The organism is Streptomyces sp. NPDC043427, from assembly GCF_056436655.1.
This window is the reverse complement of record NZ_JBWKCC010000016.1, coordinates 180,001-205,182: the sequence shown is the minus strand read 5'-3', so window position 1 is coordinate 205,182 and position 25,182 is coordinate 180,001. Positions and strand designations below refer to the sequence as shown.

Sequence of the window (25,182 nt, the reverse complement as noted above, 5' to 3'; positions counted from 1 at the left end):
CACGCGCGCTCGCCCCGGGAGGCTGACACGCGCGGACGGCGCCCAGGCGAACCGGAGGTGAACGGAGGGATGACGGCGCCACTGACCCGACCCGCCCGTGTCCCGGCCCGTCTCAGACGGAGCCGGGCGTGGGTATCTTTCCGGTCGTCTTCTTGTTTTCGACCTGACTGACCGTGCACACGATCTTCGTGAAACCCGCCTTCCAGTCGTCCGCATCGGTCACCCAACCGATCACGAGGCGCTCCGAACCGGGCGCCCAGGTCGACTCGAACTTGTTGCCGCACAACTTGGTCGCATTGTCGGCGCCCTTCTTGTAGCTCATTTTGTCGGGAGCCTGAACGGTTCCGATCACTTGATCGGTGTGCGGTTTGGCGCAGTCCGTGAGCGGTGCCTTGTACCCCTCCTCCAGCTCCTCGTAGACCCAGCAGTCGCCGATGCTCATCTGCCCCACCCAGAGGCTCATGCCCGCGTCACGGAAGCGGCCCACCTCGCCGCCTATCGCGGCATGACGTCCGAGGACGAGACAGGCTGTGCCGCTGTTGGCCGCGGTGAAGCCCTCCCTCGTCGGCACGACGGCATAGCCGTCCGCGTCGGGCAACGCGTCCACGACGGCCCTGCTCTGGCTCTCGCACCGCTTGGCACCCCGGGCGCGGGCGTCCGCATGGTCGATGGCCGTGTCGACCGCCACCACCTGTCCGTCCGGCCAGTCGTCGACACAGTCCACCACGCCCAGGTTCGGCACCGACCTGAACGGCGTCCCCGACCAGACCGCCTTCACGCAGTCCCCGGTCTCCAGCGGCTCGGTGAGCCCCACGACCTCGCCGTACGGGTACACCGGCCCGGTCGACGACTGCGACGCACTCGGGGAAGCCGACTTCTTCGTCGTGGCGTCCTCGCCGCCGGCGCCGTCTCCGCCGGTCAGAGACACCGCCGCCCAGGTACCACCCACGGCCACGAGCACGGCCGCCACGACGAGAGCGACGAGAGCGAGCCGCTTCTTCCTGCCGGGACCGTCTTTCCCGTACGGGGGCAGTGGGGCCCCGCCGCCCCCGTACGGCGGCGGGCTCCCGCTTCCCGGGTACGGCGGCGGAGGCAGGCTCCCCGGGGGAGGTGACTGGCTGACGGGGGCCGCGAAGGGACCGACCGTCTGCGCGTAGGGATCGCCCTGGCCGGGACCGCCACCGCTCCCGGCTTCTGACAGCCCCGGCCCACCGGGCGGAGTGAGCGGAGTCTGCGGGGTGTTCGGTGTCGGGGGCGCGCCCGGCGGTGTGCCGGCGATGTATCCCGGCGGCACCCCCGCCACCCCCACCGCGAGCGTGCCGAAGCCCTCGGGTGGCGGGCCGAAGCCGCCTGCGGGCGCCCCTGTGGGCCCGGAGCCCCGCAGGATCCGCTCCAGCCCCCTGGCCACCGTCTCCGGAGAGAACCTCCGCACAGGGTCCTTGACGAGCAATCCCATCAGCACCGGCGTCAGTTCACCCGCGCGGGTCGGTGGCGTCGGGTCCTCGCCGAGCAGGGCGGTGAGGGTCGCGTACTCGCCGGGGCGGTCGAAGGGGCCGCGTCCCTCGACGGCGGAGTACAGGGTGGCGCCCAGGGAGAACAGGTCGGCGGCCGGGGTGGGCGGCTCACCGCGGGCCCGCTCCGGGGCGAGGTAGCCGGGCGTGCCGAGGATGCCGGCGGTGGCCGTGAGCCGGGGCTCACGGGACTCGGGCTGGAGCGCGATGCCGTAGTCGGTGAGCAGCACGCGCGCGCAGGCGTCGCCCGAAGCATCCGGAGCGAGCAGGATGTTGGCCGGCTTCACGTCCCGGTGGAGGATGCCGATGCGGTGCCCTGCGGTGAGCGCGTCGAGGACGGCGAGCCCGACGCGGGCCACCTGATCGGGCGGCAGCGGACCTGACCGCCGTACGACCGCCTGGAGGTCGACCGCGTCCGGCACGTACTCCATGACGATCCACGGCAGGCCCTCGTGCACCACCACGTCGTGAACCGTCGCCACGTGCGGGTGGGCGCGCAGCCGTGCCGCGTGCCGCGCCTCGCTACGAGCCCGCGCGATCCTGCCCCACTCTCGGCTTCGCTCGAGCGGGGGGACCCCCGGGGCCGGCTCGCCCGCGTCCGTCGGCACGTCCGACAGCGCGATCTCCTTCACGGCGACCTGGCAGGCCAACTCCTGGTCGTAAGCGAGCCAGACGCGGCCCATGCCGCCCGCTCCGAGTGTCCTGAGCAGCCGGTACCGCCCGTTGATGATCCGGCCCTCACCCTGGTCCGGCGTCTCCCCCACCATCGCGCCTCCCCCGAGACAGCGCGCCTCCCCCGAGAACGCGCGAGGTTTGTCCCTCGAAGGTAGCTTCGCACCCACCACTGACAGGAGCCCTTTTCCGGGTAAATCCTGTCAGGTCGGGCACTTGGGTCACGGAAGCGACGACACGGCCCAGGCGTGACGCACGCAGGCCCCGGGCCGGACGTCCGTCGGGCTCAGGCCGGGTCCAGAAAGCCCTGTTCCACGAGCAGCCGGATCTGCGCGGGCGTGCGGTCGCGCAGCATCACCGGGTCCTCGCCCACCAGTTGGGCGATCGCGTCCAGGATGCGCCCCGCGCTCAGCGAGCCGTCGCAGACACCCGCGAACCCCGCGCCGACCGTGTCTACCTTGGTCGCCCGGCGCATGCCGCGGTGCTGGCGCAGCACGACGTGCTCCGGGTCCTCGGCGCCGGGCAGGCCGACCTGTTCCTGCACGATCTCGGCGGCGAGCCTGAAGTGCCCCTCAAGCAGGGCCGCGTCGTCGTGCGCGCGCAGGTAGTCGAGGCGGTCGAAGTGCGCCCGGACCGTGTCGCCGAGGGGCTGTTCGACCGAGTGCGGCCACTCCTCCACCGTGATGACGGGCTCGGCGGCGGCCGTCCTGCGCAGGGTGATCCAGCCAAAGCCGACGGCCCTCACCTTGCGCGCCTCGAACTCGTCCAGCCACGCGTCGTACCGCGTCTGGTACTCGGCCTGGTCACCGCGGTGGTCGCCGGCGTCCCTGAGCCACAGTTCGGCGTACTGCGATACGTCCTGCACCTCGCGCTGCACGATCCACGCGTCGCACCCGCGCGGCACCCACGCCCTGAGCCTGTCCTGCCAGTCCTCCCCCTCCACGTGCTGCCAGTTGGCGAGGAACTGCGCGAACCCGCCCTCGTTGAGCCGCTCCCCCGACTGCTGAACGAGCGTGCGGCACAGATCGTCCCCGCCCATCCCGCCGTCGCGGTAGGTGAGCCGGGCGCCCGGCGAGATCACGAAGGGCGGGTTCGACACGATCAGGTCGAACGTCTCGTCGTCGCCGACCGGCTCGAAGAGGGAGCCCTCGCGCAGGTCCGCGTCCGAGGCGCCGGACAGCGCCAGCGTGAGCGCGGTGATGTGCAGCGCGCGCGGGTTGAGGTCGGTCGCCGTCACGCGCGTGGCGTGCTGCACGGCGTGCAGCGCCTGGATCCCGGAGCCGGTGCCGAGGTCGAGGGCGCAGGAGACGGGCGTACGCACGGTGATGCCGGCCAGGGTGGTGGAGGCACCGCCCACGCCCAGGACAACCCCCTCGTCGCGACTGCCGATGCCCCCGGCGCCGCCGACGGCGCACCCGAGGTCGGACACGATGAACCAGTCCTCGCCGTCGGGTCCGCCGTACGGCCGCACGTCCACGGTCGCGGCGAGCTCGTCGCCGCCGACGCGCACCAGCCACCCACTCTCCACGCACACGTCGACGGGCAGAACGCCCTCCACGCGCGCGTGCGGCACGGGCTGCTGGAGCAGGAAAAGCCGGACGAGGGCCTCCAGCGGCGTGTCCCCGCGCGTCGCCCGCAGGGCGGGGACGGTCTCGCTGCGGGCGAGGGCCGCGTACGCGGGGGCGCCGAGCAGCTCGAGGAGGCCGTCCGCGGTGAAGGAGGCCCCGAGCAGGGCGTCCCGCAGCCGCGCGGCGACGTCGGGGCGGTCGGAGGAGGGCAGGGGGGACTGGGTGGCGTTACTCACGCCCCCCATTGTGTCCCGCGACCGGCCGGGCGGGCGGAATCAGCCCTGGGTCGCGTTGGCCGATCCGGAGGCGGCGACCTTCTTGCAGCTGGGCTGCTTGGCCATCGCCGACTTCACGTCGCCCTGCTCCAGGTTCTTCAGCGCGGTGTTGCTGCTCTTGCTGAGCTTCCCGAGCTCGGTCGCGACGTCCTGCAGGCCGTCCGCGAACTTCCCCTGGTCCTTGGTGTCGAGCGCGTCCACCTGCTTCTTCAGGTCGGCGTACGACGTGGAGAGGGCGTTGAGCGCCTTGACGGCTCCCTGCTGCTTCTTGTCGCCCGTCTCGACACCGGGGGGCGGCCCGGCCTGCTGGACGGCGGTGGCGAGCGCCTTGTACGCGTCGGACATGTCCTGGAAAGCCTGCGAGTCGGTCTCCTGGACGGCCTTGGGCGACTTGTTGTCCGTGGCGGCCTGCTTGATCGCCTCGTTGGCCGCGTCGACCTTCGTGTCCTGCGCGGGCAGCGCGTCGCAGACCTGCTTGGCCCAGGCGTCGAGTTCCTTGTTGCCGTCGTCGCCGCTGGTGCATCCCGTCAGCGCCACTACCAGTACCGCACCGCCGGACAGTGCGGCCGCGAGCTTCTTGTTCACCGGATCGGTCCCTTCCATGGCTCTCGGCCCCGGAACATACACGGCATGGGGGTGGCAGTCGTGTGAAAGATGGCTGGTTTGTAAGTTCTTACGACCATTTGCACCATGCGAGAGAAGGGTCACGATGCGGGCGCGAACGCGGACAGGGCGGGCGGACGACGCGACATGCGCGCCTCCCGCCCGCCCCGTGAGCTGGGGCTCGTGACGGTGATCTACGAAACCACCGCCGGATCGGCCGAGTTGGCCACCCGCTCGGCGTTGTCTTCGTCACCCACGGCGATGCCGCGCCGCTTGGATACGTAGACCGCGCCGACGATCACCAGGAGCGAGAGGACCGCGACCGTGACCCGTACCCCGATGCTCTTGTCGTCGCCGTAGCTGAACTTGATCACCGCGGGCGCGATGAGCAGGGCCACCAGGTTCATGACCTTCAGCAGCGGGTTGATCGCGGGCCCCGCGGTGTCCTTGAAGGGGTCGCCGACGGTGTCGCCGATCACCGTCGCGGCGTGGGCCTCGCTGCCCTTGCCGCCGTGGTGACCGTCCTCCACGAGCTTCTTGGCGTTGTCCCAGGCGCCACCGGAGTTCGCGAGGAACACCGCCATCAGCGTGCCCGCGCCGATCGCGCCCGCGAGGTACGCGCCCAGCGCTCCGACGCCGAGTGTGAAGCCGATGAAGATGGGCGCCATGACGGCGAGCAGACCTGGGGTGGCGAGCTCACGCAGGGCGTCCTTGGTACAGATGTCGACGACCTTGCCGTACTCGGGCGTCTCGCTGTAGTCCATGATCCCGGGCTTCTCGCGGAACTGCCGCCGCACCTCGAACACCACGGAACCCGCCGACCGCGACACGGCGTTGATCGCCAGCCCCGAGAAGAGGAAGACGACCGCCGCGCCCGCGATGAGGCCGACGAGGTTGTTGGGCTGCGAGATGTCCATCATCAGGCTCATCGGCGCGCCCGCTCCGGAGAGCTTCTCGCCGACGTCCTGCGCGCCGGTCGTGATCGCGTCCCGGTACGACCCGAAGAGCGCCGACGCCGCCAGCACGGCGGTGGCGATGGCGATGCCCTTGGTGATGGCCTTGGTGGTGTTGCCGACGGCGTCCAGGTTGGTGAGCACCTGCGCGCCGGCGCCCTCGACGTCGCCGGACATCTCGGCGATGCCCTGCGCGTTGTCGGAGACCGGGCCGAAGGTGTCCATGGCGACGATCACGCCGACCGTGGTGAGCAGGCCGGTTCCGGCGAGGGCCACGGCGAACAGCGCCAGCATGATCGACGTACCGCCGAGCAGGAACGCCCCGTACACGCCGAGGCCGATCAGCAGGGCGGTGTAGACGGCCGACTCGAGACCGACGGAGATACCGGCGAGGACGACGGTGGCCGGGCCGGTCAGCGAGGTCTTGCCGATGTCCCTGACCGGGCGGCGGGTGGTCTCGGTGAAATACCCGGTCAGCTGCTGGATGACGGCCGCGAGCAGGATGCCGATCGCCACCGCGACCAGCGCGAGGATCCGCGGGTCGCCGTTCTTGCCGCTGATCGCCGCGTCGGTGACGCCGTCGAGGTCGGCGTACTTGCCGGGGAGGTAGATGAAGACGGCCAGGGCGACCAGTGCGAGTGAGATCACAGCGGAGATGAAGAAGCCGCGGTTGATCGCGCTCATGCCGCTGCGGTCCGTCCGGCGCGGGGACACGGCGAAGATGCCGATCATCGCGGTGATCACGCCGATCGCCGGAACGAGCAGCGGGAACGCAAGACCGGCGTCGCCGAAGGCCACCTTGCCGAGGATCAGCGCGGCGACCAGGGTCACGGCGTACGACTCGAAGAGGTCGGCCGCCATGCCCGCGCAGTCGCCGACGTTGTCGCCCACGTTGTCGGCGATGGTCGCGGCATTGCGCGGATCGTCCTCCGGAATGCCCTGCTCGACCTTGCCGACCAGGTCGGCGCCGACGTCGGCGGCCTTGGTGAAGATGCCGCCGCCGACACGCATGAACATGGCGATCAGGGCGGCCCCGAGACCGAATCCCTCGAGCACCTTCGGCGCGTCGGCCGCGTACACCAGCACCACACAGGAGGCGCCCAGCAGACCGAGCCCCACCGTGAACATGCCGACGACGCCGCCCGTACGGAAAGCGATCTTCATCGCTGTGTGCGAGACGGTGATGAGATCCTTTTCCGGCTCGCCCTCCGCCGGGGTCGCTTCCCGGGCCGCCGCGGCGACCCGCACATTGCTGCGCACGGCAAGCCACATGCCGATATAGCCGGTGGCCGCCGAGAACGCCGCGCCGATCAAGAAGAACACTGACCGCCCGGCACGCTGACTCCAGTCGTCCGCGGGCAGCAGCAGGAGCAGGAAGAACACGACCACGGCGAATACTCCGACCGTGCGCAACTGCCGGGTCAGATAGGCGTTCGCGCCTTCCTGGATCGCCGCCGCGATCTTCTTCATGCTGTCGGTGCCCTCGCCCGCCGCGAGCACCTGGCGCAACAGAACGCCCGCGACGACCAGCGCTGCCAGCGCGACCAGGCCGATGACCATCACGAGGACGCGGTTGTCGTCGGTCAGTACTGCGGCTGCGAGGGTTGTGTGCTGATCCAACTGATGAGGGGTAGAAAGCCCCGCCATTCGTCCTCCTTGACGCTTGGGCTGAGCTCAAGATGTGGACGGATTGTAGGTACCGGAACCTGATCAAAACAGGTGGCGGTAAACGGAATTAGCCTTCCCATACCCACCAGTGAACCCGAAAGTGGTAACGCCTTGAAAGCATTGACGTGCACATTGATGCTTGATCAAATTATCAGGCATTGATCGTGAATTCCTTCACGAATTCGGCGTGTCGATCTTATAAACGCGAAAAGGCCCTGCTGAGCAGGGCCTTTCGGGTGGTACGAGGGGGTGGCGTCAGGCCAGAACGGGGGCCGACGGAGTGGTCGGCCAGGTCATACGGATCTGTCCGCCGTGTTCCCCGGTGGTGACCTCGACGTCGTCGACGAGACCACTGATGACCGCGAGGCCCATGTCGTCCTCCTCGACCTCGATGTCGTCGACCGGGTCGCCGGGCGCCCGATCACCGGGGGCCGCATGCGGCGCCTCGTCGCCGACCTCGATGGAGAACTGTTTCTCCTCCTCGATCAGCACCACCTTCACCGGCTCGCTGACACCGCTGTTGCGGTGCAGTCCGACGGCACGGGAGCAGGCCTCACCGACGGCGAGCCTGACCTCGTCGAGGACGGCCTCGTCCACTCCGGCCCTTCGCGCCACCGCTGCCGCCACCAGTCGGGCGGTCCTGACGTGCTCGGGCAGCGCGCTGAAACGGAGTTCGACGATGGCCATGCATCCCCCTCAGAACTACGGGCGTGCTGTCGGGGGGCCGGGCCGCCGAAGCCCGGACCCCCGCACTTCTTCACTTCTGCCGAAGCTCTGTCTTCACTGCCACCGAACTTCGGCCCGACCCGGGCACAGGGCCCGGGACCGGTGGGTCAGTCGGTGGCCGCCACCGCTTCTTCGACCGAGGTGTGGATCGGAAACACCTTGGTCAGACCGGTGATGCGGAAGATCTTCAAAATGCGCTCCTGGTTGCAGACCAGGCGCAGCGAGCCCTCATGGGCACGCACTCGCTTCAGGCCGCCGACCAGCACGCCGAGTCCGGTGGAGTCGAGGAAGTCCACGCCCTCCATGTCGACGACGAGGTGGAAATTCCCGTCGTTCACCAGCTCGACCAGCTGCTCGCGCAGCTTGGGCGCGGTATATACGTCGATTTCGCCACCGACCTCGACGACCGTACGATCGCCGACGGTACGGGTCGACAGGGACAGGTCCACGGATCCTCCAGCACCTTGCTATCGAGCGGTCGCCCCTCGGGACACCTCGGCTTGGAGCCCCCGGGACGGTTCGCCAGCCGCGATGGCATTCAATCACTTACCGGCAGGCGTGCACGACGCCTTGACTCCATTGTCCGTCACGCCAGTGACACACTCGGTGCCGATGGCCAAGAATCACCGATCCGATCGACCCTCGACGGACACCGCATCCAGCCCCTCGCCGGGCACGGTCCTGGACCGGCTCGCCGCGGGGCCGAGCCGGGCATCGCGCATCACTCATACGGAGCACTTGCCCCCACGTGAGGGCCGCCATGCCCGCTGGCCGGACCGGATCCGAACCGAGATCGTCGCGGCCGTGCGGGAGGCGGGCATCGAGCACCCGTGGGCCCACCAGGCCCAGGCGGCCGAGCACGCCCTGGACGGCGATTCTGTGATCGTCGCCACGGGCACCGCGTCGGGCAAGTCCCTGGCCTACCTCGTCCCCGTCCTCTCCACGCTCCTGGACGGCTCCGAGGCCCCCAACGGCCGCGGCGCCACCGCCCTCTACCTGGCCCCCACCAAGGCCCTTGCGGCGGACCAGTGCCGATCCGTGAAGGAACTTTCACAACCGTTGGGCCATTCGGTGCGCCCCGCGGTCTACGACGGCGACACCCCGTTCGAGGAACGCGAGTGGATCCGCCAGTACGCGAACTACGTCCTGACCAACCCGGACATGCTCCACCGGGGCATACTCCCGTCCCACCCCCGCTGGTCCTCCTTCCTGAAGGCGCTGAAGTACGTCGTCATCGACGAGTGCCACACCTATCGCGGTGTCTTCGGCTCCCACGTCGCCCAGGTGCTGCGCCGACTGCGCCGCCTGTGCGCCCGCTACGGTGCCTCTCCCGTGTTCCTGCTGGCCTCCGCGACGGCCGCCGAGCCCTCGGTGGCCGCCGGCCGCCTCACCGGCCTCCCGGTGGTCGAGGTCGCCGACGACGCCTCCCCGCGCGGGGAACTGGTGTTCGCCCTCTGGGAGCCCCCACTCACGGAGATGCAGGGCGAGAAGGGCGCACCCGTCCGCCGTACCGCCACCGCGGAGACCGCCGACCTGCTGACCGACCTCACCCTCCAGGGCGTGCGCACGGTCGCCTTCGTACGCTCCCGGCGCGGCGCCGAGCTGATCTCGGTGATCACCCAGGAGCGCCTGGCCGAGATCGACCGCCCACTGGCCCGGCGTGTCGCTGCGTATCGCGGCGGCTATCTCCCGGAGGAGCGCCGCGCCCTCGAACGCGCCCTGCACTCCGGCGAGCTCCTCGGCCTGGCCGCCACGACCGCGCTCGAACTCGGCGTCGACGTGTCGGGCCTCGACGCCGTCCTGATCGCCGGCTACCCGGGCACCCGCGCCTCGCTGTGGCAGCAGGCGGGCCGGGCCGGACGGTCCGGTCAGGGAGCCCTGGCCGTCCTGGTCGCCCGCGACGACCCGCTGGACACCTTCCTCGTCCACCACCCGGAGGCCCTGTTCGACCAGCCGGTGGAGTCCACCGTCCTCGACCCCGACAACCCCTACGTCCTCGCCCCGCACCTGTGCGCGGCCGCCGCGGAGCTGCCCCTGACGGACGAGGACCTGGCGCTGTTCGGCCCCGAGACCGAGGGGCTGCTGCCGCAGCTGGAGGCCGCGAAGCTGCTGCGCCGCCGCGCCAGGGCATGGCACTGGACGCGCCGGGAGCGGGCCGCCGACCTCACCGACATCCGCGGCGAGGGCGGAAGACCGGTCCAGATCGTCGAGGAGGGCACGGGACGGCTGCTCGGCACGGTCGACGAGGGCGCCGCCCACACGACCGTCCACGAGGGCGCCGTCCACCTCCACCAGGGCCGCACCTACCTCGTCCGCTCCCTCGACCTGGAGGACTCCGTCGCCCTCGTCGAGGAGGCCAGCCCGTCCTACGCGACGGTCGCCCGAGACACCACGTCGATCTCCGTCCTGGAGACGGACGTCGAGATCCCGTGGGGCGACGGCCGCCTCTGCTACGGCTCCGTCGAGGTCACCAACCAAGTCGTCTCCTTCCTGCGCCGGCGTGTCATCACCGGTGAGGTCCTCGGCGAGACGAAGCTCGACCTCCCTCCCCGTACGCTCCGCACCCGCGCCGTGTGGTGGACGGTCACCGAGGACCAACTGGACGAGGCCCGCATCAACCCGGAGATCCTCGGCGGCGCCCTGCACGCCGCCGAGCACGCGTCCATCGGCATGCTGCCGCTGTTCGCTACCTGCGACCGCTGGGACATCGGCGGCGTGTCCATCCCGCTGCACCCCGACACCCTCCTCCCGACGGTCTTCGTCTACGACGGTCACCCCGGCGGCGCGGGCTTCGCGGAGCGCGCCTTCCACACCGCCCGCTCCTGGCTCACCGCCACCCGACAGGCCATCGCGTCCTGCGAGTGCGACGCCGGCTGCCCGTCCTGCATCCAGTCCCCCAAGTGCGGCAACGGCAACGATCCGCTGCACAAGAGGGGCGCCGTGCGCCTGCTCACCGTGCTGCTGCGGGGAGCGCCGGAGGAGAAGCAGGCGGAGGAGCGTTCGGAGGGAGAGGCCGAGGAGCTCCCGGAGGATCGCGCGCCGGCTCAGGAGGGGCCGTCGCCGACAGGGCCTGCGGAACCGTCGCCGTCAGCGGAGGCGTAGCCCTGCGGGCCCGTTGACGGCGGTGCAGGGCCCTGCGGAGCCGGCTCGGCAGGACCCGCCCGCGCCCTGACCCGAGCCTCCAGCGGTCCCACGCCGGCGGCCGCCGTCACGTCGGAGATCTCGCCCACCATCACGCACCGCACCAGCCGCGTGCCCTGGGCCTCCGCCACCCGGCCCGCCCGGGCACACGCCGCCTCCCCGTCCGCCCAGTGGTCCGCCGCCGCGAGTGCCGCGAGATCCGCACCCCCCGCCGCACGATGCCGGGCCACGACGGCCTGCCCCAGGGCGAGCACCGCGCCGAACACCACGCACAGCACGGCGATCACAGCGAGGCTCCAGACGGTGGCGGAGCCACGGTCCGAGCAACGGCCTGTCCGACCCCCGTCCTGGCCGCCCGACCGGAGCCCTCGCGTCACCCCCTCACGTTCCGGCCCACGGCCGCGTTCGACACCGCCATCCCGCTCCAGCCATCGCCCTCTCATGGCCCGCTCCCCGCGATCGGCCCACGGCCCCTCACGACCCCGCCCCCACCGTCTCCTCCGCCGACGCCACGGCCTCCTCCCGTACCTCGAAGGGCAACCCGCTGACTACCGGCGGCTTCGCCACGACCACCACGCGGACCCGGTCCTCCTCGCGGCTGACCGTGACCTTCGCCCCGCGCGGGGCCGCCTCGCGGGTCACCCGGACCACCGCGTCGGCCGGGTCCTGGCGGGCGGCTGCGCGGGCGCCCGTCCTGGCCGCGTCCACGCACTGGATCTGCGCGGCCACGACGAGCAGCGCCCACACCAGAGCCATCGCGAACGCCACCAGCACGGGCAGCACCACGGCCGACTCCGCCGTCACGAACCCGCTGTCCGACCGCCGCTCACATCCCTGCACTGAGCGCCCTCTTCACGATGGCCTGCAACTGCGCGGTGACCTCCCCGCTCGTCACCACCTTGTGGAGCAGCACCGCGAACCCCACCGCCGCGACGATCCCCATCGCGTACTCGGAGGTGACCATCCCCGCGTCCCTCCGCGCCGCCCGGGCCCTGCACACCAGGGCGCACAGCCGCGCCCGTACCGCCTTGTACATCTCAACCCCCGTAAAGGTTCCGACTGTTTCGTTCCCACTGTTCGCTTGCTCTTCCGGCGCATGTCGTACGTCGTCACGCGCCCCGCACCGTCACCGGCCACCCCCTCCCATCGCCTCGCCCGCGAGCCCGATCACCACGGGCAGGACGCCGACCGCGATGAAGGCGGGCAGGAAGCACAGCCCGACCGGCGCGGTGACCATGACGGCCGCCCGGCGTGCCCGTACCGTCGCGGTGCGGGCCCAGTCGGCGCGGGCGTCCGCGGCGAGCCGGGCGACCGGTCCGGCCGCCGGGAGCCCGGACACGTCGGCCCGCTCCAGCAGCCGCGCCAGCGCGCCCGCGCCCGGTATCGAGGCCAACCTCCGCCACGCCTCGCCGGGTTCGCCGCCGAGCCGCACCTCCGCCGCCCCGCGGGCCAGCCCCTCCCCCACGGCGCCTCCCAGGGCCTCTCCGACGGCCTGCGCCGCGACCACCGGTCCAGCTCCCGCGGCGATGCAGGCGGCCAGCAGATCGGCGGCGAGCGGGAGTTGCCGGGCCGCGTCCCCGCCCTCGGCCTCCTTGGCGAACACGGCGGTCCGCCGCTTCAGCCGCCACCGCCACAGTCCCGCCGCGACGGCCATCCCCACCACGACACCCGCCACGCCTCCGACCATGACCCACCCGGCGGCAGCGACCCCCGCCAGCGGCAACCATCGCCGGGCAGCGCTCCGTACCTCGAAGCGAGGCTTGGCGGCGACGGCTTCCACAGCCAGCAGCGTGGCCAACCGGTGCCGCGCCCTGCGCCGGCGTCGGACCGTGGCCGACCACCGCGCCGACCATCCGAGGAGGAGCACAGCCCCCATCGCCACCCACAGCCTGTGGACAACTTCCGCACTCACGCCGCCACCTCCGCTCCCCGCACGATCCGCAGCGCCCACCACAGCCCCGCGCCCTCCAGCAGACCGCCGACGAGCAGGCAGCCGAGCCCCGCCCCGGTGTGCAGCAGGACGTGCAGCGGGTCGGCACCCATCGCCGTGCCGAGCACGAGGCCCAGGGCCGGCAGACCGGCGAGCATGACCGCTGTCGAGCGGGCGCCCGCCAGCTGCGCGCTGAGGTCGGCGCGTTGGTCGCGCTCGGTACGCAATGCCCCTTCGAGCCGGTCGAGTCCGGCGGCGAGGCCCGCACCCTGGTCCACGGCCACCCGCCAGCACGCGGCGAGCCCCCGCAGCCCCTCGGCCCCTGGCCGCGCCGCGGACGCCAGGGCTCCGGGTACGTCCCCGCCGAACCGCGCAGCCGCCAGCACCGCCGCCTGGGCGTCACCGAGCCCCTTGGAGTCGCGCGCGGCCCGCAGCAGGGCCTCTCCCGGCTGCCGTCCGGCGCGTACCTCCCCGGCGAGCGCCGCACACAGCGCGATGACCGCGTCCCCTCGGCGCTCGCGCGCGTGCCGGGCCTCCCTGGCCAGCCGTACCCGTCGCAGCAGTGGCACTCCGGCAGCCCCCGCGACGACCGGCAGCACCGACGCACCCAGCACAGCCAGCGCCAGCCCCGCGGCCAACGACCACCACTCGACCCGCCAACGGCCCCGGGCCCCCCGCAGTTCGTGGGCGAGCCGTTGCCAGGAGGGCGGCCCCGTGGCCACCACTCCACCGCCCGCGAGCAGCAACCGGGCCCGCCGCGCACCGGAGTCCCGGCCACTCAGCAGCCAGGCCGCCGCCCCGGCACAAGCCGCGACCGCCCCCAGGTGGATCTCGCCCATCACCCGGCACCTCCTTCGCTCTCGAGAAGCCCCCGCAGCCGCTCCCACCCGCGCTCGTGGGCGAACGCCGCCGCGCCCCACCGCAGCGCCGGCACGGTCCGCACCAGTCCCGACGGGTCCCGCTCCAGGACATGCACCTCGGCGATCCGCCGCCGCCCCGTCCGGTCGCGCACGAGGTGGAGGACGACCGACAGGGCGGCCGCCAACTGACTGTGCAGTGCTGCCCGATCGAGCCCGGCCGCCGTACCGAGCGCTTCCAGCCGGGCCGGTACGTCCGCGGCCGCGTTGGCGTGGACAGTCCCGCAGCCGCCCTCGTGACCGGTGTTCAACGCGGCCAGCAGATGGACCACTTCGGGCCCACGGACCTCGCCGACGACCAGCCGGTCCGGCCGCATGCGCAGCGCCTGCCGCACCAGGTCCTCGAGCGTGACGAGGCCCGCGCCCTCCTGGTTGGCGGGTCTGGTCTCCAGCCGGACGACGTGTGGGTGGTCGGGCCGTAGTTCCGCCGAGTCCTCCGCCAGCACGATCCGCTCACCCGGCCCGACCGATCCGAGCAACGCGCTCAGCAGGGTCGTCTTGCCGCTACCCGTGCCTCCGCTCACGAGGAACGACAACCGTGCCCGCACCAGGGCCCGCAGGAGACGGTCCCCGCCCGGCGGCACCGTGCCCGCCGCCACCAGTTCGTCGAGCGTGAACGCGCGCGGTCGTACGACGCGCAGGGAGAGGCAGGTGCAGCCGACGGCGACCGGGGGCAGCACGGCGTGCAGCCGGGTCCCGTCGGGCAGCCGGGCGTCGGCCCAGGGCCTGGCGTCGTCCAGGCGCCGCCCGGCCACCGCGGCCAGACGCTGCGCGAGACGTCGTACGGCTGCCGCGTCCGGGAAGGACACCTCGGTCAGCTCCAGGCCGCCGCCCCGGTCCACCCAGACCCGGTCCGGGGCCGACACCAGCACGTCGGTCACCGAGGGATCGGTGAGCAACGCCTCCAGCGGACCGCTGCCGACCAGTTCGGAACGCAACCGCTCGGCCGCGCCGAGGACTTCCGTGTCGCCGAGGACCCGCCCCTGCTCCCGCAGCGCCTGCGCCACCCGCGCGGGTGTGGGCTCGGCCCCACTCTCGGCCAGCCACTGCCGTACACCGTCGAGCAGCCCACCGACGCCCGCCGCATCAACGCCGGCCGGCGCGCTCATACGCCACCCGCCTCGACGAGCGCCCGCTCCCAGAACTCCTTGCAGAAACGGGCCAGAGGGCCGCGCGCAGTCGCGCCGGGCGGTGACTTTCCCTCGTTCGGGCGCAGCAGTCCCGACTCGACGGGCACCTCTCCGGCCAGTGGCAGTCGGAGCAGTCGGGCGACCTCGCGGTCGTCGAGTCCGGGCGTGTACGGCCCCCGTACCGCCACGCGCAGGTCGCGCAGCACCATGCCGACGGCGGACGCCACCCGGCCCGCCGCCGCGACGGCACGCAGCTCCGCCGGAACGACGAGGATGCCGAGGTCGAGTTGGGAAAGGGCCTCCGCGACGCCGTCGTCGACGCGGCGGGGCAGGTCGACGACGACCGTGCCGCCCCGGCGCCGGGCGGCGCCGAGCACCGCGCGGACGGCCTGGGGCGGGATGGCGACGCAATCGCCGCGGTCCCAGCTGAGCACCCGCAGGGCGTGCAGCTTCGGCAGCGACTCTTCCAGGGCCCCGCCGCCGACCCGCCCGCGCGAGGCGGCGAAGGCGGGCCAGCGCAGGCCTTCGGCGGTCTCACCGCCGAGGAGTACGTCGAGTCCGCCACCCAGCGGATCGGCGTCCACGAGCAGGGTGCGCAGCCCCTCCCGCGCGGAGGTGACGGCGAGGGCGCACGCGAGCGTGGACGCTCCCGCCCCGCCGCGCCCGCCGATGACGCCGACGGTGAGCGCGGGCCGGCCGACTCCCTCGGCGACGTCGGCGATCCTGTCGACCAGCCACTGCTCCCCGTCGGGAAGCATCAGGACGTGGTCGGCACCGATCTCGACGGCCCGCCGCCACACCCCGGAGTCGTCCTGATCCCTCCCGACCAGCACCACGCCGCGTCGGCGCACCGCTCCACGCACGCGTGGCGCGGCATCGTCGCCGACGAGGACGAGCGGTGCGGCCTCCCAGCTGCCCCGGCGCTCCGGCACCCCGTGGTGCACCTCGGGTGTGGCGCCGGCAGCGGCGCACAGGCGCAGCAGATCGTCGAGGAGGTCGGTGTCCTCGGTGACGATCAGCGGCCTGCCCTGCCGCCCTCCAGTCGTGGGCGGCGGGTCGTGTGTGATGGTTCCGGCCACGGTTTCCATCCCCCTTCGCTGCATCTCGCGCAGCCCCTGCGGCCCCGCGATTTCCCGAACCTGTGGAGAACCGGCAACGGGCCTCCTCTGAACGGCCGACAGAAACCGGCCAAACGCGCCCGACAAACCGAACCCGGCCATGAACTCGCCGCGAGCGGGACGCGTTGGAATCACGGTGCAGCGATCCCGGAAATGTTGTGGATCTTGGTCGATAACTGTGGACAACCAGGGGCCTGTGAATATCTCCGTCACCCAAACCGGTGACGCCCGCACCGTCCCCTGTGCGACTTCCGCAGAGCAGTCCGACAGCTACACACCGTGACGGTTCGTGAACATGCGAAAGAGGCGGCCGCAGCCGCCTCGGTACGGCACCGCGGCCGCGAGAAGAAGGGGAAAACCCACCCGGACATGCGACGACCCCCGCCGGGGGGGAGAGCGGGGGTCGTCTCCACGGCCGACTCGGGGGGGAGGAGTCGGGCCGGGTTAGCACGGTCGCGAACGATCCGTGACTTCCATGGTGTACCCGAGAGGCCTCTCAGGCAAACCCACGCGCCCACCTTACGCCGAATGGGCTGCACCTATGCTCAAGGGCGTGGAAAACCACTCCTTGCCCCGCACAGCGGCCTTCTTTGACCTGGACAAGACGGTCATTGCGAAGTCGAGCACGCTCACCTTCAGCAAGTCCTTCTACCAAGGCGGACTGATCAACCGCAGGGCGGCCTTGCGCACCGCGTACGCCCAGTTCGTCTTCCTCGTGGGCGGCCTGGACCACGACCAGATGGAGCGGATGCGCGAGTACCTGTCCTCCCTGTGCCGCGGATGGAACGTCCAGCAGGTGAAGGAGCTCGTCGCCGAGACCTTGCATGACCTGATCGACCCGATCATCTACGACGAGGCGGCCTCCCTGATCGAGGAGCACCACGCCGCCGGGCACGACGTCGTGATCGTGTCCACGTCGGGCGCCGAGGTGGTCGAGCCGATCGGCGAGCTGCTCGGCGCGGACCGCGTGGTGGCCACCCGGATGGTCGTGGGCGACGACGGCTGCTTCACCGGGGAGGTGGAGTACTACGCGTACGGCCCGACGAAGGCCGAGGCGATAGAGGGACTGGCCGCGTCCGAGGGATACGACCTCACCCGCTGCTACGCCTACAGCGACTCGGCGACGGATCTGCCGATGCTGCGAGCCGTCGGGAACCCGCACGCCGTCAACCCGGACCGCACACTGCGGCGCGAGGCCCTCGCGCGCGGGTGGCCGATCCTGGACTTCCACCGGCCGGTGCGGCTGAAGAAGCGGCTTCCCACCTTCTCCGTGCCGCCCCGGCCGACGCTCGTCGCGGCCGCCGCCATAGGAGCCGCGGCCGCCACCGCGGGCCTCGTCTGGTACGCCAGCCGCCGCCGCACGACGGTCGCCTGACCTGCGCTTTCACCGGCCCACGATATAAACGACCGTTTATTGCCTGTTTGAGATTAAAAGTAAAGAAGTGCAGCCAGGGCTTCCGGTTGCCCTGGTCCTGGAGTACAAAGGACTCAACGGCCCGCGAGACCAAGGACATCCGAGAGGATCACCTTAATAACGCATTTGGCCCCACGGACCGAGCATGGACATCGAGCACCCACGCGACGTCGACCCGTCGATTACGGGCCAGCCGCACCAGGTGACGGGCAAAGTTCCCGACCTGATGGGCAATATATCGAGGACGCTTGGTAACCCGGTGAACATGCCAGCGGCGGTACGAACTCTCGTACCGCCGCAACCCTTGTTAAGCCCCTTCGGGGGCTTTTTCACATTGAGCCACCCTCGCGTGACGCCACCTCGTTACGCCCCTCGAGTTACGCCGCCCCGCGCTGCAGCGCCTCGCACACCGCCGTCGACTCACGGGCTCCCAGCTCGACGGCCCTGCCGCAGTGGGTGATCCAGGCCGCCATCCCCTCCGGGGTGCCGGACACATACCCCTCAAGCGCCCCCAGGTAGGCCGCGCGGCCCAGTTCGGCGTGCCCGACCTCCGCAGGACAGATGGACTTCGGGTCGAGGCCGCTGCCGATCAGCACGATGCGCTCGGCGGTGCGCGCGACCAGGCCGTTGTGGGAGGTGAAGGGGCGCAGCGCGAGGAGTTCGCCATGAACGACGGCGGCCGTCACCAGGGCGGGCGCGGCGCTGCCGGCGATGACCAGCTCGGACAGCCCCTCCAGACGTCCGGAGACCTCGTCGGCGCTCGGCAGCGGCAGCTCGATCAGCGGCTCGTCGACGCTCTCGCTCGCCTGACGCGGCCGCCCCACCTCGTCACCCGGGGTCGCGGCGGCCACCAGGTGCAGCCGGGCCAGCACCCGCAGGGGGGACTGCCGCCAGACGGACAGCAGCTGGCCGGCCTCTGCGGTCAGCCGCAGGGCGGCGCCCACCACGCGCGCCTCGTCGTCGGCGCCGAAGTCGGTGCGCCGGCGCACCTCCTCCAGGGCCCAGTCCCCGCCGGACAGCGCCGCTGAGCCGCGCGCGCCGCGCAGGGCCGCCTCAGAGGTGATCGCAGTGCTGCGGCGCCGCATGATCCGGTGCCCGTAGACCCGGTCCACGGCCTTGCGCACGGACTCGACGGACTCGGCCACGCCGGGCAGTGAACCCAGGGCCGCGAGCGGATCGGCGGTCGCGCCTGTCGTACTCATGAGTACGACATTACGCACCCTGAGGGCCGAACCCCACGATGGAGTGGTCTTCTTCACCACGTCTGCCACATACAGCTATCGCGCCGCTACCCTTGGTGAATATGAAAATTGCTTTCGTTGGGAAGGGTGGCAGCGGCAAGACCACACTGTCCTCCCTGTTCATCCGCCACCTGGTGGCCTCGGGCGCACCGGTCGTCGCCTTCGACGCCGACATCAACCAGCACCTGGGGCCCGCGCTGGGCCTCGACGAGGCGGAGGCCGCCGCGCTGCCCGCGATGGGCGATCGGTTGGGCCTGATCAAGGACTATCTGCGCGGTTCCAACCCCCGCGTCCCCTCCGCCGAGACGATGATCAAGACGACCCCTCCCGGCGAGGGTTCGCGGCTGCTGCGGGTACGCGAGGACAACCCGGTGTACGACGCCTGCGCCCGGCCGGTGGAACTCGACGGCGGCGCCGTCCGTCTGATGGTCACGGGCACCTTCACGGACGCCGACCTGGGGGTCTCCTGCTACCACTCCAAGACGGGAGCGGTGGAACTGTGCCTGAACCACCTGGTGGACGGCCCCGACGAGTACGTCGTGGTCGACATGACGGCGGGTTCGGACTCCTTCGCCTCCGGCATGTTCACCCGCTTCGACGTCACGTTTCTCGTCGCCGAGCCGACCCGCAAGGGGGTCTCCGTCTATCGCCAGTACAAGGAGTACGCCCGCGACTTCGGCGTCACGCTGAAGGTCGTCGGCAACAAGGTGCAGGGCCAGGACGACCTCGACTTCCTCCACGCCGAAGTCGGGGACGACCTGCTCGTGACGGTCGGGCACTCGAACTGGGTGCGCGCCATGGAGAAGGGCCGGCCACCCCGGTTCGAGCTCCTGGAGGACGTCAACCGCCGCGCCCTGAACCTGCTGCACACGACGGTCGACGCGGCGTACGAGCTGCGCGACTGGGAGCGCTACACGCGCCAGATGGTGCACTTCCATCTGAAGAACGCCCAGTCCTGGGGCAACGAGCGCACCGGGGTCGACCTGGCGGCGCAGGTCGACCCCGCGTTCGTGCTCAGCGAGAGCGTCGCCGCCTCCGTCTGACGGCTACTGCCCGGCCGCCGGCGCCCCCGGCGCGCCCTTCGGGGCCGGGGCCGGGCGGCCCGACAGGAAGGCCGCCCAGCCCTGCTTCGGGGACTCGCCGACGTCCAGCGTGCGCAGCTGCGCCAGCGTCCGCGGGTCCTGGGCGTCCAGCCAGTCGGCGAGCTGCCGAAAGGAGACGCACCGCACCTCGGGCTTGGTGCAGACGGACTCGACGACCTCTTGGACGGCACGCATGTAGGTGCCGCCGTTCCAGGACTCGAAGTGGTTGCCGATGATCAGCGGCGCGCGGTTTCCGTCGTACGCCCGCCGGAAGCCCCGCAGCAGGCCGTCCCGCATCTGGTCGCCCCAGAATTCGTGCTTGGCCGGGTTGCCCTGGGTCGAGGTGCCGGACTGGTTGACCATGAAGTTGTAGTCCATGGTGAGTTGCTCGTAGGAATGGCCGGGGAAGGGCACGAGCTGCATGGACAGGTCCCACAGGCCGTTCTTCTTCTCCGGCCAGACCTGGTCGTTCACTCCACTGGTGTCATAGCGGAAGCCCAGGTCGCGAGCGGCCTTCATGAAGTTCTTCTGACCCTCCAGGCACGGGGTGCGGGCGCCGACGAGCTCCTTGTCGTAGTCGAACGGGAGCGGGGCCGCCTGCACCATCCCGGTGTTGGTCTTCCAGGACTTCACGAACTGCTTCGCCTGGGCGATCTCCTCCTTCCACTCCTCGACCGACCACTCACCGACACCGCCGTTCCTGCCGCAGAAGTGGCCGTTGAAGTGGGTGCCGATCTCGTTGCCCTCCAGCCACGCCAGGCGCAGCTGCTTCACGGTGTCGGCGATGCCCTGCTCGTCGTTGAAGCCGATGTCGGAGCGGCCCGGTGAGTGCTGTGGCGGCTTGTAGAGGTCGCGCTTCTCCTCCGGCAGCATGTACACGCCGCTGAGGAAGTACGTCATGGTGGCGTGGTTGGCCCTGGCCACCTTGCGGAAGTGGGAGAACAGCCTCTGGCTGTCCTCGCCCGCGCCGTCCCAGGAGAACACCACGAACTGCGGGGGCTTCTGGCCGGCCTTGAGACGGTCCGGTCTGGGCAGGTGGGGCTGGGCTCCGGTGTAGGCGGTGGAGCCGTCGCCGATGAGCCGGACCACGCTCTTGGGCGCCGGAGCCTGCTTCACCTTCCCCGGGCCGAGCGCCCCCTCCTCGGCGTCGCGGGAAGCGCCGACACCCGTCGTGCACCCGGCGAGCGACACGGCGACGGCCGCGACCACGACACCCGCGGCGATTCTCTGGTTGGCGGCCATGTCCGCCCACCTACTTCCTTCTCTCAGACCGACGCCGACAAGGGCGCTTTCTGGTGATGTGCCGGAATGAGCCGACAGCGCCGCCAAGGTCGCACGGGGCCGAGAAGGAATTAGTACGACAAGCCGATCGAATACTCAGTTCACTCATCAGGGTGATTGATTACCCCATTTGCCCGTAATGTTCATGCTTGCCCTTTACTCTGCATTACGATTCATTTACCGAGAGTTGAATCATCCCGCCGCTGCACGCCGTGACCCACGGCCGCGACCCGCCCCGCCGTCGAGCGGGCACCACCACTTCCGCGACCGCGCTGCCCCGGAGGAGACGGGAAAAATGTCAGCCTGCACCCCCACCCGCCCGACCGACTCGACCCACGCCGGACCTGTCCGCCGGCCCCCCGGCCCGCCACCGCCCCAGCGATCCCGTTTCCGTGTCGAGGGCGCCGACGTGTCGGCATCCATCGCTGTCTTCCTGATCGCGCTGCCTCTGTCCCTCGGCATCGCCCTCGCCACCGGCGCGCCTCTCCAGGCGGGCCTGGTGTCCGCGGCCGTCGGCGGCATCGTCGCCGGACGACTCAGTGGCTGCCCCCTCCAGGTCAGCGGGCCGGCTGCCGGGCTCACCGTGGTCACCGCCGACCTCATCCACCGCTACGGATGGCGTACGACCTGCGCCATCACCGTTCTCGCCGGACTCGCCCAACTCGGCCTGGGTTGCCTGCGCGTGGCCCGCACCGCGCTCGCCGTCAGCCCCGCCATCGTGCACGGCATGCTCGCCGGCATCGGCGTCACCATCGCCGTCGCCCAGCTGCACATCGTCCTCGGCGGCAATCCACAGAGCTCCGTCCTCGCCAACCTCCAGGCGCTGCCGGCCCAGCTGGCCGACTTGCACCCGGCGGCCTTGGCCACGAGCGCGCTCACTCTGAGCGTGCTGTTGCTCTGGCCCCGGATCCCGGGCCGGGCCGGGCGCGTCCTGCGCACGGTGCCGACCGCGCTCGTCGCCGTGGCCGCCGCCACCGTGACGGCCACACTGGCGGGGCTGACACTGCCCAAGGTCGACCTGCCGTCGTGGAGCAGCCATGCGCTGGCCGGGCTTCCCGAGGGGCCGACGGCCGGCCTCGTCGCCGCCGTCCTCACCACCACCCTGGTGTGCAGCGTGCAGTCGCTGCTCGGCGCGGTCGCCGTGGACAAGCTGGTCGCCGGACGCCCCGGCCTGTCGGCCCGCGTCGGACGCTCCGACCTCGACCGCGAACTGCTCGGACAGGGCGCCGCCAACGTCGTCTCCGGCGCGCTCGGCGGACTGCCCGTCGCCGGTGTGGCCGTGCGGAGTTCGGCGAACGTGCGAGCCGGTGCCGTGAGCCGGAACTCCACGATGGTGCACGGCGTTCTCGTAGTAGTCGCCGCGCTGCTGATGGTCCCGCTCCTGGAGCTCATCCCGCTCGCCTCGCTCGCCGCCCTGGTGATGGCCGTCGGCATCCAGATGGTGTCCCTGCACCACATCCGCACGGTGACCCGCCACCGCGAAGTGCTGGTGTACGCCGTCACCACACTCGGGGTGGTCCTCCTCGGCGTCCTGGAGGGCGTGGCGCTGGGAATCGCCGCCGCCGTCGCGGTCGCCCTGCACCGCCTCACCCGCACCCGGATCACACACGACGAGAAGGAAGGAGTCCATCACGTACACGTACGAGGACAGCTGACGTTCCTCGCGGTGCCCCGGCTCAGCCGGGCCCTGCATCTCGTCCCCCAAGGGGCCCACGTCGTCGTCGAGTTGGACGGGTCCTTCATGGACCACGCGGCGTACGAGTCACTGCAGGACTGGCAGAAGACGCACACCGCGCAGGGTGGCGCGGTGGAGCTGACGGGCCGCCGCGCCGGAATCAGGATCGCCGAGCCGGGAATTCTCGCCGAGCTCCATGCCGAGGACGGAAGCACCGGGCCGACGTCCTCCGCCGAGTGCCGATGCCGCCCCTGGACGGCCTGGCGCAACCACCAGTGCGAGCGTCCACCGTCCGCAGCGACGCCCGACGCGGACGAACATCTTGGTGCCCGCCCCGGAGGCTCACCGGAAGGACAAGCGACCAGACAAGCGAAAGAACCAGCGGCCAGCGACACGAACGGCCGACCCGACGCCCACCCCACCACTCCCACCAACACGGCACCGCGCGACACCGGCACAGGGACCAGCAACACAGGCACCGGCACAGGCACAGGCACCGGCACTGCCACCGGCAGTCACCAACTCCTCCGCGGCATCAGCGCCTTCCAGCGCAACACCGCGCCCCTCGTGCGGGGCGAGTTGGCCCGGCTGGCCCGGGAGGGGCAGCAACCGGCCCAGCTCTTCCTCACCTGTGCCGACTCGCGCCTGGTCACCTCGATGATCACCTCCAGTGGTCCCGGTGACCTGTTCGTGGTGCGCAACGTGGGCAACCTCGTGCCGCTGCCCGGTGAGGAGAGCGGGGACGACTCGGTGGCGGCCGCGATCGAGTACGCGGTGGACGTGCTGCACGTACGGTCCATCACGGTGTGCGGGCACTCCGGGTGCGGGGCCATGCAGGCACTGCTCAACGCCGAGCCGGGCGGCGCCCAGACCCCGCTCAAGCGGTGGCTGCGGCACGGGGTGCCCAGCCTGGAGCGCATGGCCGACGACGGGCGACCGTGGGCGCGCCTGGCCGGGCGGGCGTCCGCCGACGCGGTCGAGCAGCTGGGCCTGACCAACGTGGTCCAGCAGTTGGATCACCTGCGGGCGCACGAGTCGGTGAGCCGCGCCCTGGGCGCGGGGGCGCTGGAGCTCCACGGGATGTACTTCCACGTGGGCGAGGCGCAGGCCTATCTGCTCACCGCGATGGAGGGCGAGGAGGTGTTCGACCACGTGCGAGAGGTGGAGGCGGGCCTGTCCGCCTGAGCCGGTCCTCATGAGACGCGGCCCCAGGGCGAGGGGGCCGCGCTCACCGGGTCAGGATCAGGAGGACGGGCCGGCGAGCGGGGTGTGCCCGGGGCCCTTCTCCGTTACGCAGGGCTTCAGTTCGCCCTTGACCGCGTAGAGGCTGAAGACCTGGGGGCCGACGTCGGTGCCCCTGGTGGGGCCGAAGTCCCAGTTCTCGAAGGCCAGGGAGTCACCGGGATGGAGGGTCATCCGCCATGGGACGGGGGAAGGGTTCCAGGGGACGGGGGAAGAGGGGCTCAGGCGGGGCCCGCTCTGCCGGGCCTTGGGGGCCGGGGAGGGTTTGTCGGGGACGAGCCGGAGGAAGTCGACCGTGCCCAGGGTCTTCCCGCGGGGCTGTCGGCAGTGGTGGCCGAAGTCGTGGTTCCGGATCTCCACCTCGATGTCCACGGGACGCAGACGGGCGGCGAGTTCGCGCTCGGCCTCCTCCGTCAGGTCGAGTTCCCGGATGGTGAGCGTGACACTGCCGTCGGAATGCCGGTCGACCGCGTAGGCCGGCGAGTCGGCCGGAGAACCCGGCACCAGGACCGTCGCGAGCCCGGCCACGGCGCACACCCCGGCGGCGAGGGCGATCCGGCGGATGGTGAACACCGTCGGGCTCCAGCAACCGCCGCCCCGAGATGCGCAGGTCGCGCTGGGTCTCGCGGGCCACGCGGCGGCGCTCGGAGGAGACGACGTTGCGCGCGATGCCGTACAGCCAGGCCGTCTCGCTGCCCCGGCCGGGGCGAAAGGTGTGGGCCGAGTCCAGGACGGCGAGGAAGATCTCGGCGGTCAGGTCGGCCACGGTGTGCGGGTCGGTGACACGCCGGGCCACGAAAGACGTCACCGCGTCCACATGGCGCCGGTAGAACTCTTCGAAGAGTTGTGGGTCGCGTGCCGCCTCAGCCGGCCCGCCCCGTATCCGTTCCACTCCCCTGTCCCCTCTCCTTGACGGTCGCGTGGGTGGCGCTTCACCTGTACTTGGGCCGGGATGTGAGAGGCGTTACAAACGATGAACTGGGGGACGCCACCGCCCGTGGGAAGGGATGACCCGAACCCCCACCCACAGGTCTA

20 protein-coding genes and 1 pseudogene are annotated in these 25,182 nt (G+C 71.3%); 4 read left to right on the top strand and 17 right to left on the bottom strand.

The features are described 5' to 3' along the window. Positions 1–112: 112 nt before the first annotated feature. The 6 genes from AC067M_RS25220 to bldG form a co-directional block, all read right to left on the bottom strand. A complete protein-coding gene (locus AC067M_RS25220) occupies positions 113–2,278 on the bottom strand; it encodes a serine/threonine-protein kinase (RefSeq protein ID WP_478699285.1) in 2,166 nt (721 codons plus the stop codon). A 191-nt stretch (positions 2,279–2,469) separates the two neighbouring features. Beyond that, entirely contained in the window at positions 2,470–3,987 is a 1,518-nt protein-coding gene (locus AC067M_RS25215) for a DUF7059 domain-containing protein (RefSeq protein WP_478699284.1), read from the bottom strand. A gap of 39 nt (positions 3,988–4,026) precedes the next feature. After that, on the bottom strand, positions 4,027–4,629 hold the full coding sequence (locus tag AC067M_RS25210) for a small secreted protein (protein ID WP_478699283.1): 603 nt from the start codon (positions 4,627–4,629) through the stop codon (positions 4,027–4,029). Positions 4,630–4,823: 194 nt separating this feature from the next. Further along, the gene (locus AC067M_RS25205) at positions 4,824–7,229 is read right to left on the bottom strand and encodes a sodium-translocating pyrophosphatase (RefSeq protein ID WP_478699282.1); all 2,406 of its coding nucleotides are present in this window, start codon (positions 7,227–7,229) and stop codon (positions 4,824–4,826) included. A gap of 276 nt (positions 7,230–7,505) precedes the next feature. Then, complete coding sequence (locus AC067M_RS25200) at positions 7,506–7,937, bottom strand: ATP-binding protein (RefSeq protein ID WP_478699281.1); 432 nt, start codon at positions 7,935–7,937, stop codon at positions 7,506–7,508. 146 nt (positions 7,938–8,083) lie between these two features. After that, positions 8,084–8,425 (bottom strand): anti-sigma factor antagonist BldG, encoded by a 342-nt coding sequence (gene bldG / locus AC067M_RS25195; RefSeq protein ID WP_010986038.1) that lies wholly within the window; start codon positions 8,423–8,425, stop codon positions 8,084–8,086. An 82-nt stretch (positions 8,426–8,507) separates the two neighbouring features. Between bldG and AC067M_RS25190 the strand changes: the two genes are divergently transcribed. Then, complete coding sequence (locus AC067M_RS25190; protein ID WP_478699280.1) at positions 8,508–11,078, top strand: DEAD/DEAH box helicase; 2,571 nt, start codon at positions 8,508–8,510, stop codon at positions 11,076–11,078. Here the strand turns inward: AC067M_RS25190 and AC067M_RS25185 are convergent. From AC067M_RS25185 to ssd, 7 genes are all read right to left on the bottom strand, one after another. Next, entirely contained in the window at positions 11,021–11,560 is a 540-nt protein-coding gene (locus AC067M_RS25185) for an Rv3654c family TadE-like protein (RefSeq protein WP_478699279.1), read from the bottom strand. The genes AC067M_RS25190 and AC067M_RS25185 overlap by 58 nt on opposite strands. A gap of 31 nt (positions 11,561–11,591) precedes the next feature. Continuing rightward, positions 11,592–11,921 carry a TadE family type IV pilus minor pilin gene (locus tag AC067M_RS25180; protein ID WP_478699278.1) on the bottom strand — a complete coding sequence of 110 codons (330 nt, stop codon included), beginning with the start codon at positions 11,919–11,921 and terminating at the stop codon, positions 11,592–11,594. Between the two features lie 22 nt (positions 11,922–11,943). After that, positions 11,944–12,153 carry a DUF4244 domain-containing protein gene (locus AC067M_RS25175; RefSeq protein ID WP_478699277.1) on the bottom strand — a complete coding sequence of 70 codons (210 nt, stop codon included), beginning with the start codon at positions 12,151–12,153 and terminating at the stop codon, positions 11,944–11,946. A 90-nt stretch (positions 12,154–12,243) separates the two neighbouring features. Further along, complete coding sequence (locus tag AC067M_RS25170; protein ID WP_478699276.1) at positions 12,244–13,029, bottom strand: type II secretion system F family protein; 786 nt, start codon at positions 13,027–13,029, stop codon at positions 12,244–12,246. After that, positions 13,026–13,886, bottom strand: coding sequence for a type II secretion system F family protein (locus tag AC067M_RS25165; protein WP_478699275.1), 861 nt, complete (start codon positions 13,884–13,886; stop codon positions 13,026–13,028). Before AC067M_RS25165 ends, AC067M_RS25170 begins: the two co-directional genes overlap by 4 nt. Then, positions 13,886–15,073 (bottom strand): TadA family conjugal transfer-associated ATPase, encoded by a 1,188-nt coding sequence (locus tag AC067M_RS25160; protein ID WP_478699274.1) that lies wholly within the window; start codon positions 15,071–15,073, stop codon positions 13,886–13,888. The genes AC067M_RS25165 and AC067M_RS25160 overlap by 1 nt, the downstream gene beginning before the upstream one ends. Continuing rightward, positions 15,070–16,182: a septum site-determining protein Ssd gene (ssd, locus tag AC067M_RS25155; RefSeq protein WP_478699273.1), complete on the bottom strand. Its 1,113-nt coding sequence runs from the start codon at positions 16,180–16,182 to the stop codon at positions 15,070–15,072. The genes AC067M_RS25160 and ssd overlap by 4 nt, the downstream gene beginning before the upstream one ends. A gap of 571 nt (positions 16,183–16,753) precedes the next feature. Here ssd and AC067M_RS25150 point away from each other — a divergent pair. Continuing rightward, positions 16,754–17,587 carry an HAD family hydrolase gene (locus tag AC067M_RS25150; RefSeq protein ID WP_478699272.1) on the top strand — a complete coding sequence of 278 codons (834 nt, stop codon included), beginning with the start codon at positions 16,754–16,756 and terminating at the stop codon, positions 17,585–17,587. 416 nt (positions 17,588–18,003) lie between these two features. Here the strand turns inward: AC067M_RS25150 and AC067M_RS25145 are convergent, their stop codons facing one another. Further along, positions 18,004–18,828 (bottom strand): Fic family protein, encoded by an 825-nt coding sequence (locus AC067M_RS25145; RefSeq protein ID WP_478699271.1) that lies wholly within the window; start codon positions 18,826–18,828, stop codon positions 18,004–18,006. Positions 18,829–18,929: 101 nt separating this feature from the next. Here AC067M_RS25145 and AC067M_RS25140 point away from each other — a divergent pair, with 101 nt between their 5' ends. Then, positions 18,930–19,910: an ATP-binding protein gene (locus AC067M_RS25140; protein WP_478699270.1), complete on the top strand. Its 981-nt coding sequence runs from the start codon at positions 18,930–18,932 to the stop codon at positions 19,908–19,910. Between the two features lie 3 nt (positions 19,911–19,913). Here the strand turns inward: AC067M_RS25140 and AC067M_RS25135 are convergent, their stop codons facing one another. Further along, positions 19,914–21,191, bottom strand: coding sequence for a polysaccharide deacetylase family protein (locus AC067M_RS25135; RefSeq protein WP_478699269.1), 1,278 nt, complete (start codon positions 21,189–21,191; stop codon positions 19,914–19,916). Between the two features lie 334 nt (positions 21,192–21,525). Here AC067M_RS25135 and AC067M_RS25130 point away from each other — a divergent pair, with 334 nt between their 5' ends. Continuing rightward, a complete protein-coding gene (locus tag AC067M_RS25130; protein ID WP_478699268.1) occupies positions 21,526–24,090 on the top strand; it encodes a bifunctional SulP family inorganic anion transporter/carbonic anhydrase in 2,565 nt (854 codons plus the stop codon). Positions 24,091–24,147: 57 nt separating this feature from the next. Here the strand turns inward: AC067M_RS25130 and AC067M_RS25125 are convergent, their stop codons facing one another. Both AC067M_RS25125 and AC067M_RS25120 read right to left on the bottom strand, forming a co-directional pair. Then, entirely contained in the window at positions 24,148–24,720 is a 573-nt protein-coding gene (locus AC067M_RS25125; protein ID WP_478699300.1) for a hypothetical protein, read from the bottom strand. Further along, positions 24,698–25,039, bottom strand: a pseudogene (locus AC067M_RS25120) (RNA polymerase sigma factor); the annotation flags it as partial. The pseudogene AC067M_RS25120 and the gene AC067M_RS25125, both read right to left, overlap by 23 nt. Positions 25,040–25,182: the final 143 nt, after the last annotated feature.

Bases quoted from the DNA above. Each gene is read 5' to 3' on its own strand.
- AC067M_RS25220 (WP_478699285.1), bottom strand. From the start codon at position 2,278: ATGGTGGGGGAGACGCCGGACCAGGGTGAGGGCCGGATCATCAACGGG.
- AC067M_RS25210 (WP_478699283.1), bottom strand. From the start codon at position 4,629: ATGGAAGGGACCGATCCGGTGAACAAGAAGCTCGCGGCCGCACTGTCC.
- AC067M_RS25205 (WP_478699282.1), bottom strand. From the start codon at position 7,229: ATGGCGGGGCTTTCTACCCCTCATCAGTTGGATCAGCACACAACCCTC.
- AC067M_RS25200 (WP_478699281.1), bottom strand. From the start codon at position 7,937: ATGGCCATCGTCGAACTCCGTTTCAGCGCGCTGCCCGAGCACGTCAGG.
- AC067M_RS25190 (WP_478699280.1), top strand. From the start codon at position 8,508: ATGGCATTCAATCACTTACCGGCAGGCGTGCACGACGCCTTGACTCCA.
- AC067M_RS25185 (WP_478699279.1), bottom strand. From the start codon at position 11,560: ATGAGAGGGCGATGGCTGGAGCGGGATGGCGGTGTCGAACGCGGCCGT.
- AC067M_RS25175 (WP_478699277.1), bottom strand. From the start codon at position 12,153: ATGTACAAGGCGGTACGGGCGCGGCTGTGCGCCCTGGTGTGCAGGGCC.
- AC067M_RS25165 (WP_478699275.1), bottom strand. From the start codon at position 13,886: ATGGGCGAGATCCACCTGGGGGCGGTCGCGGCTTGTGCCGGGGCGGCG.
- AC067M_RS25160 (WP_478699274.1), bottom strand. From the start codon at position 15,073: ATGAGCGCGCCGGCCGGCGTTGATGCGGCGGGCGTCGGTGGGCTGCTC.
- ssd (WP_478699273.1), bottom strand. From the start codon at position 16,182: ATGGAAACCGTGGCCGGAACCATCACACACGACCCGCCGCCCACGACT.
- AC067M_RS25150 (WP_478699272.1), top strand. From the start codon at position 16,754: ATGCTCAAGGGCGTGGAAAACCACTCCTTGCCCCGCACAGCGGCCTTC.
- AC067M_RS25145 (WP_478699271.1), bottom strand. From the start codon at position 18,828: ATGAGTACGACAGGCGCGACCGCCGATCCGCTCGCGGCCCTGGGTTCA.
- AC067M_RS25140 (WP_478699270.1), top strand. From the start codon at position 18,930: ATGAAAATTGCTTTCGTTGGGAAGGGTGGCAGCGGCAAGACCACACTG.
- AC067M_RS25135 (WP_478699269.1), bottom strand. From the start codon at position 21,191: ATGGCCGCCAACCAGAGAATCGCCGCGGGTGTCGTGGTCGCGGCCGTC.
- AC067M_RS25130 (WP_478699268.1), top strand. From the start codon at position 21,526: ATGTCAGCCTGCACCCCCACCCGCCCGACCGACTCGACCCACGCCGGA.